7 protein-coding genes are annotated in these 7,240 nt (G+C 74.7%); 6 read left to right on the top strand and 1 reads right to left on the bottom strand.

Annotation, left to right across the window (positions count from 1 at the left end):
- Together ABD308_RS25190 and ABD308_RS25195 are read left to right on the top strand one after the other, a co-directional pair.
- On the top strand, nt 1-564 hold a 564-nt coding region (locus ABD308_RS25190), incomplete at its 5' end, for a DUF3558 family protein (protein ID WP_344338852.1).
- Nucleotides 565-732: 168 nt separating this feature from the next.
- The gene (locus ABD308_RS25195) at nt 733-2,400 is read left to right on the top strand and encodes an outer membrane protein assembly factor BamB family protein (RefSeq protein ID WP_344338854.1); all 1,668 of its coding nucleotides are present in this window, start codon (nt 733-735) and stop codon (nt 2,398-2,400) included.
- 101 nt (nt 2,401-2,501) lie between these two features.
- Here ABD308_RS25195 and ABD308_RS25200 read toward each other — a convergent pair whose 3' ends face one another.
- Nucleotides 2,502-3,974, bottom strand: a complete 1,473-nt coding sequence (locus ABD308_RS25200; RefSeq protein WP_344338855.1) for a glucose/sorbosone family PQQ-dependent dehydrogenase — start codon at nt 3,972-3,974, stop codon at nt 2,502-2,504.
- Between the two features lie 370 nt (nt 3,975-4,344).
- On the opposite strand from ABD308_RS25200, the gene pqqA reads away from it, so the two are divergent.
- The 4 genes from pqqA to ABD308_RS25220 form a co-directional block, all read left to right on the top strand.
- The gene (gene pqqA / locus ABD308_RS25205; protein WP_344338856.1) at nt 4,345-4,503 is read left to right on the top strand and encodes a pyrroloquinoline quinone precursor peptide PqqA; all 159 of its coding nucleotides are present in this window, start codon (nt 4,345-4,347) and stop codon (nt 4,501-4,503) included.
- The gene (gene pqqC / locus ABD308_RS25210) at nt 4,500-5,261 is read left to right on the top strand and encodes a pyrroloquinoline-quinone synthase PqqC (protein WP_344338858.1); all 762 of its coding nucleotides are present in this window, start codon (nt 4,500-4,502) and stop codon (nt 5,259-5,261) included. Before pqqA ends, pqqC begins: the two co-directional genes overlap by 4 nt.
- The gene (pqqE, locus tag ABD308_RS25215) at nt 5,258-6,697 is read left to right on the top strand and encodes a pyrroloquinoline quinone biosynthesis protein PqqE (protein ID WP_344338859.1); all 1,440 of its coding nucleotides are present in this window, start codon (nt 5,258-5,260) and stop codon (nt 6,695-6,697) included. Before pqqC ends, pqqE begins: the two co-directional genes overlap by 4 nt.
- A 65-nt stretch (nt 6,698-6,762) precedes the next feature.
- The coding region (locus tag ABD308_RS25220) for an MBL fold metallo-hydrolase (RefSeq protein WP_344338863.1) at nt 6,763-7,240 on the top strand (478 nt) is incomplete at its 3' end.

Genomic DNA, 7,240 nt, shown 5'->3' on the forward strand with positions numbered 1-7,240 from the left:
CCGGCCGCCACCACTCCAGCCGCGCCCGCCACCACCGGGCCCGCCACCACCGCACCGGCCGCCGGCACGCCCGCGCCCGCGCCGACTCCGACCGCCACCCCCACCACCACCGGTACCCCCATCGGCACCACCCCCGCCGGCGCGAGCAAGCGGCCCGCCGACGCCTGCACCCTGCTGACCTCCCCCCAGGTCGTCGCCGCCGTCGGCACCAGCGGCCCGTTCGGCGGCACCCACCCCGATCCGAAGGACGGCAAGCCGGTCTGGGGCTGCACCTGGGGTTCCCGGCAGTCCTACGCCCACATCCAGGAGATGGACCCCGCCCTGTTCACCTCGCTGAGGACCAACCCCGACTTCGTCGCCACCCCGGTCCCCGGCGCCGGCCGGGACGCCTATCTGCTCCGGCGCACGGACGGCCGCCGCCCCGAGGTGAACTTCCTCGCCGCCGACGGCCGCGCGTACTCCGTCGAGGTGGTCAAGGACCGCGGCCCGGGCGACGACGTCAACGCCGACGCCGAGGCGGCCGCCGCCACCGGGCTGGCACTCCTGCTGTCCAAGGGGGTCTGACGCGGTCCGGGGGACCGGCCGCGCCGCCGCCCGGCGCAGCCGGTTCCCCCCGGGGCGTGAACGGGACGGGCACGATGGTGCCGGACGGATGCGGGTGCGAGACGGTCGTTCGGACAATGACGCCACGGCGCCGTTCTCCCATTCCCCCCGACGACCAAGGCGGATCGCATGAGCCGATCTCACCCACCCGCGCGCCCCACCGGGCCGGATCCGACACCGGCACCCCCGCAACCGACCCCCGCTCCCGCCTCCGCCCGGCGGGCCAGGACCTCCCGCTCCGCGGCGGCCCTGCTCTCCGGGTTCACCCTGCTCGCCCCGGCCGTCGCCGCCGGTACGCTCGGCGGCGCGGCCCCCGCCCGGGCCGACAATCCGACCGTCTCCGTCAACGGCATGCGCACCGCCTGGGACGCCGCCGAGCCCGACCTCGCCCCGGGCAAGGTGTCCTCCGCCGGCTTCGGCCGCCGCTGGTCCACCGCCGTGGACGGCGCGGTCTACGCCCAGCCCCTGGTGGCCGGTTCGACGGTGGTCGTCGCCACCTCGACCAACCACGTCTACGGCGTCAACGCGGCCGACGGGCGGATCGTGTGGCAGCGCGCGCTGGGCACCCCGGTGGCCTCCTCCACCGCCTGCCTCTCCCCCGCCACCGGCATCGTCTCGACACCGGTCTACGACAAGGCGAGCAGGACGGTCTACCTGGTCTCCAAGTCCAGCGAGGGGGGCACGCACTTCTCCGTGCACGCCCTGGACGCCGGCTCGGGCGCCGAGCGCAGCGGCTGGCCGGTCACCGTCCAGGGCGCGCCGGTGAACAGCCCCGGCGTGGCGTTCAACCCGAACACCTCCGCCCAGCGGGCCGGACTGCTGCTGCTGGACGGCGCGGTCTACTTCGGGTTCGCCTCGGACTGCGGGGTCGGCACCTACGTCGGCACCGTCGCCGGCGTCAACACCGGCACCCGCAAACTCACCCTCTGGTCGACCGAGTCCGGCTCCGCCTCGCAGAACGCGGGCGTCTGGATGAGCGGCGGCGGCCTGGTCTCGGACGGCGCCGGGCGGATCTTCATCGCCACCGGCAACGGCGCCGGCGACGGCTCCTCCCCGCTGAAGGGCCCGGGCGACCGGCCCGGCGGCCACTTCGCCGAGTCCGTCGTCCGGCTGGGCGTCAACAGCGACGGCAGCCTCGCCGCACGGGACTTCTTCAGCCCCACCAACAACCGGGAGATGGACCACGGCGACGTGGACCTCGGCTCCGGCGGCCCGGCCGCCCTGCCGTCCGGCTTCGGCACCGCCGCGCACCCCCACCTGATGGTGCAGGTCGGCAAGGACGGCCGGATCTTCCTGCTCGACCGGGACCGCCTCGGCGGCATGGGCCAGGGCCCGAACGGCACCGACGGCGTGGTCGGCACCACCGGCCCGTTCAAGGGCGTCTGGGGCCACCCGGGCGTCTGGGGCGGCGACGGCGGCTACGTCTACCTGGTCGAGAACTACGGCGCGCTGCGCGCCCTCAAGTACTCGGTGAACGGCGCCGGGAACCCGCAGTTGACCAACGCGGCGACGAGCACCGAGGGCTTCGGCTACGCCTCCGGCTCTCCGGTCGTCACCTCCAACGGCACGGCGAGCGGCTCGGCCCTGGTGTGGACGATCTACTCGGGCACCGGCCCGGGCGGCCAGAACGGCGAACTGCGGGTCTACGACGCGGTTCCGGTCAACGGCGCGCTGAAGCTTCGGCGCAGCTTCCCGCTCGGCACGGTGACCAGGTTCTCGGTGCCCGCGACGGACGGCGGGCGGGTGTTCGTCGGCACCAAGGACGGCCATCTGGTGGCGTTCGGCCGCTCCGCCTGACCCGTGGCACGGGGCCCGTACCGTCCCGGGGAGGCCCCGGAGTCCCGTACCGACGCGCACGCCCGTCCTGAGGAGGACGGGCGTGCGCGTCGGTGTGCGGGCTACCGCTGGACGCTGAACGCCAGGACGGAGCCGGGGTTCTCCAGTTCCGCGCTCGGGGCCCCCGTGTTCACGTCGCGGACCAGGCCGGCGCTGTCCGTCGCCACGTAAACCGTGCCGCCGTCCGGGGACAGCGCGATCGCCCGGTAGCGGTTCTGGCTGGTCCAGATGCGCTCGGGCTCCCCCACGCCGCCGCCGTCGGGCGACACCTTGAGCCGGAAGACACTGCCGTCCTTGAGCGTGGTGAGGAGCAGGGAGTCCTTCCAGCCGGGCACGCCGTCCTTGGCGTAGTAGGTGAGGCTGGAGGGCGCCACCGTCGGGTAGCAGATGAAGTACAGCCCGCCCTCGGCACACTTCGGGTCCCGGAAGTCGAAACCGCTGTCGACCGTGGTGCCGAGGGTGCTGATCGGCGGGACGAACGCGCCGTTCCAGTCGGTCTCCTTCTGCTGCGGCACCGACGGCGGGACGTCGATGTCGTCGTAGGTGAGGTCCGCGCAGGGCGTGGGCGCCGACGCCGACCAGTTCGCGTAGGCGTACGCCCTGTCGTCGCGCCAGCCGACCACGTGCGGCCAGCCGTAGTTGTTGCCCGGGTTGATGATGTTGACCTCGTCGTCGGTCTTCGGCCCCTGGTCGGACTGGTAGAGCGTGCCGTTCGGGGCGAAGTCCAGGCCCTGGCTGTTGCGGTGGCCGTACGAGATGACGTGGCTGCGCACACCGCCGATGACCGGGTTGTCCTCGGGGACGGACCCGTCGGGGTCGATCCGCAGGATCTTGCCCTGGTACGGGCCGAACCAGGCACCCTGGTCCACCTCGTCCTGGGTCGGCAGGCGCTGGGCCCAGTTCGGGTTGCAGAAGTGCGCGAGCTGGTTGGCGCCCTGGTCGCCGACGGTGTAGTACAGCTTGCCGTCCTGGCCGATCCGCAGGCGGGCCGACTGGTGGTCGGTGCCGGAGGGCAGCCCGGTCAGGATCTCCTCCGGGTCGCTGAGCGTGTGGTCGTCGCAGTCGAGCGTGTAGCGGACGATCTTCAGCCGTCTGGTCTCGCCGGTGACCTCGGCGGGGGTGTCGGTCATGTAGGTGTACGACACGTAGACGTAGGTGTCGCCGCCGGATCCGTCGCCGCCCCGGTGCGGGTCCGGTTCCTGGAAGGCCAGGCCCAGCACGCCGTCCTGACCGCCCTCGGTGTGGTGCGCTTCGTTCGTCAGGTCCAGCACGGTCGTCGTCTCACCGGTGTCCGGATCGATTCGAGTGACCTTCAGACCGCTCTTCTCGGTGGACCACAGCTGTCCGTCCGGGCCCCACAGGAGCTCGTAGGGGTCGTTCAGGCCGGTCGCGAGCACGCTCTTCGTGAACTCGGGACCGGACGCGGGCGAGGAGGGACCGGTCGGACCACCCGCCGTCGCCGGGACGCTCGTGGCCAGCGTGACGCCCAGGGCCAGCGCGGAGACCGCGACGAGTGCGGTGGATCGATACTTCACGGCAGTTGCCTTTCGATCGGGGACGTTTGTCCCGTTGCGTGTGAAATCTCTGGCACCCCCGCCCCCGCTGCCAGCCCAGCGCATCCGAACGGGCCCAGCGCCCCCGGAACGGCCCCGCCCGCTGCGCCGAACAACCGATGAGGACACCACCTGACACACCACGCGCGGGCCCGCTCGACACGCCACCGTGCGGGCGGCACACTCACACCCGTCCACCCGGCGCCGGCCCCGTCGCCCCTCGCGTCACCCGTTCGAGCGCGATTGTCACGCGATCGCGCGGGTTGGACCGGCGGGCGGCCCCGGCGGCTCGTAGCGTCCTGTTCCAAGGCCACCCGGCCCCGAACCCCACGTCACCGAGGAGGGCGACTCCATGAAGTCCACGCTCACTCCCCAGCTCCCCGACACCACCGCCGGCGCCGTGCCGGCCGCGCCGGCGGCCCCGGCCAAGCCCGCCTGGTCCGCCCCGGCGGTGGAGTGCCACCGCACCGGCGCCGAGGTCACCGCGTACGCCGCGCGGACCACTCGGTGACCCAGGCCCCCACCACCGCGTCGACCCGCGAGGAGTTCGCGGCCAGGCTCTACGGCCTGCGGGGACGGTACTGGGACACCCACCCGTTCCATCTGCGCCTGCACTCCGGCGGCTGCACGCCGCCGGAGCTGCGGCGCTGGGTCGCCAACCGCTGGTACTACCAGCTGATCCTGACCCGGAAGAACGCCGCGATCATCGCCGACTGCCCGCTGCCGGAGGTCCGTCGGGAGTGGACCCGGCGGCTCGGCTACCAGGACGGCCCGCACGAGGGCGAGGGCGGGCTGGCCGACTGGCTGGTGCTCGCCGAGGCCGTCGGCCTGACCCGGGCCGAGGTGCTGGACGAGCGGCACGTGGCGCGCGGCGTGCGCTTCGCCGTCGACGGCTATCTGCACTTCTGCCGGACCCGGTCGTGGACCGAGGGCGTGGCGGCGGCGCTGACCGAGATGTTCTCGCCCGACCACATGGCGGAGCGGGTGACCGCCTGGCAGAAGCACTATGAGTGGATCGACCCGGCCGGCTACGCCTACTTCGAGCACCGGATCCCCGACGCCCGCCGGGACAGCGCGCGGACCCTCGACCTGGTGCTCGACCACTGCGTGACGGCCGAGCAGCAGCGGGCCGCCGTGGAGGCGCTGGCGTTCAAGTGCGAGGTGCTGCGCGCGATGCTCGACGCCGTCGACTACGGCCCGGAGACCGCGGCCACGGCCGGCAGCGCCGCACCGGTGGGGACCGCGGTGCCCGCCGGGACCGCCCGGTGAACGCCGCACCCGCCGCCGTGGTCCCCGGGCTGCGGCGCGGGGTGCGGATGGTCCACGACCCGGTGCGCCGACAGGCCGCCCTGCTCTACCCGGAGGGCGTGCTGCTGCTCAACGCGACCGCCGCCGCCGTACTCCGGCACTGCGACGGGCGGCGCGACGCCGGGCGGATCACCACCCGCCTCGCCGAGGAGTACGACGGGGTGGACGCCGGCCAGGTGCTGGCGCTGCTGGCCGACCTCGCCGGACGCCGGCTGCTCGCCCTCGACGGCACCGGCACCCCGGCCGAGCCGCACCCGGCGGCCGGACTGCCCGGCGCCGCCGCCGGAAAACGGGCGCCCGCCCCGCTCGGCCTGGTCGCCGAACTCACCCACCGCTGCCCGCTGCAGTGCCTCTACTGCGCCAACCCGGTCGAACTCACCAGGCAGCGGGACGAGCTGGACACCGAGCAGTGGCTGCGGGTGCTCGACCAGGCGCGCGGCCTCGGCGTGCTGCAGGTCCACCTGACCGGCGGCGAACCGCTGCTGCGCCGCGACCTGGCCGCCATCGTCGCGCACGCGCGCGGGCTGGGCCTGTACACCAACCTGATCACCAGCGGACTGCCGCTGGACGGCGCGCGCGCCGCCGAACTCGCGGCGGCGGGCCTGGACCACGTCCAGCTCTCCGTCCAGGACGCCGATCCCCGGCAGGCCGACGCGATCGCCGGGCTGACCCGGCTGACCGGCCCCTCCGGGCACGAGCGCAAGCTCGCCGCGGCCGCCCTGCTGACCGGCGCCGGCCTGCCGCTCACCGTCAACGCGGTGCTGCACCGGGCCAACGTCGCCCGCCTCGGCGCCATCGCCGACCTCGCCGTCGAGCTGGGCGCCGACCGGGTCGAGCTCGCGCACACCCAGTTCTACGGCTGGGCCTGGGTCAACCGGGCCCATCTGGCGCCCAACGACGAGCAGGTCCGCCGGGCCGAGCGGGACGTCGCCGAGGCCCGGGCCCGGCACGGGGACCGGATCGAGATCACCCACGTGGTCGCCGACCACCACGGCGGGACCGCCAAGCCGTGCATGAACGGCTGGGGGCGCGAGCAGCTCGTCGTCGCACCGGACGGCGCCGTGCTGCCCTGCCTGGCCGCCGCCCAACTGCCGGGCCTGACGGTGCCGAACGCGGTCACCGACGGCCTGGCGGCGAGCTGGCACGACTCGCCCGCCTTCAACCGCTACCGGGGCACCGGCTGGATGCCCGAGCCGTGCCGCAGCTGCGAGCTGCGCGAGCAGGACCACGGCGGCTGCCGCTGCCAGGCCTTCCAGTTCACCGGCGACCCGGGCGTCACCGACCCGGCCTGCCGGTTCTCCCCGCACCACCACCTGGTCCGAGCGGCACCGGAGGCGGCACCGACGCCCGAACCCGTCCCGCGCCGCTTCACGGCACCCGTCCCCGACCCGGCCTGACGCCGCCCCGGAGTGAGGAGCACCCGCTGAAGATCCGGATCCTCGGCACCGCCGCTGGCGGCGGCCTGCCCCAGTGGAACTGCGGCTGCGAGGGCTGCGCCACCGCCCGCCGCACCGGCGCCGTCCGCAGCCAGGACTGCCTGGCGATCAGCGCCGACGGCGCCGCCTGGTACCTGGTCAACGCCTCCCCCGACCTGCGCTCCCAGCTGCTCGCCGCACCCGAGCTGGCGCCGCCGCCGGGCACCCGGGCCACCCCGCTCCGCGGCGTCCTGCTGACCAGCGGCGAACTCGACCACACCCTGGGCCTGGTGACCCTGCGGGAGGCCGCCGAGCTGTCCGTGCACGCCACCGCGCCGGTCCGCACCGCGCTCCACGAGGCGTTCCCGGTCGGCCCGCTGCTGGCCCCCTACACCAAGGCGCGCTGGCACACCGTCGTCCCGGGGCGGCCGGTCGAGCTGGCCGGCGGGCTCACCGCCGAGCCACTGGCGCTCGGCGGCAAGCGCCCCCGGTACGCCGCCGACCCGCCGGGCCTGCCGGCGGGCG

Origin of the sequence: Kitasatospora putterlickiae, assembly GCF_039527695.1 — a bacterium.
Lineage (GTDB): Bacteria > Actinomycetota > Actinomycetes > Streptomycetales > Streptomycetaceae > Kitasatospora > Kitasatospora putterlickiae.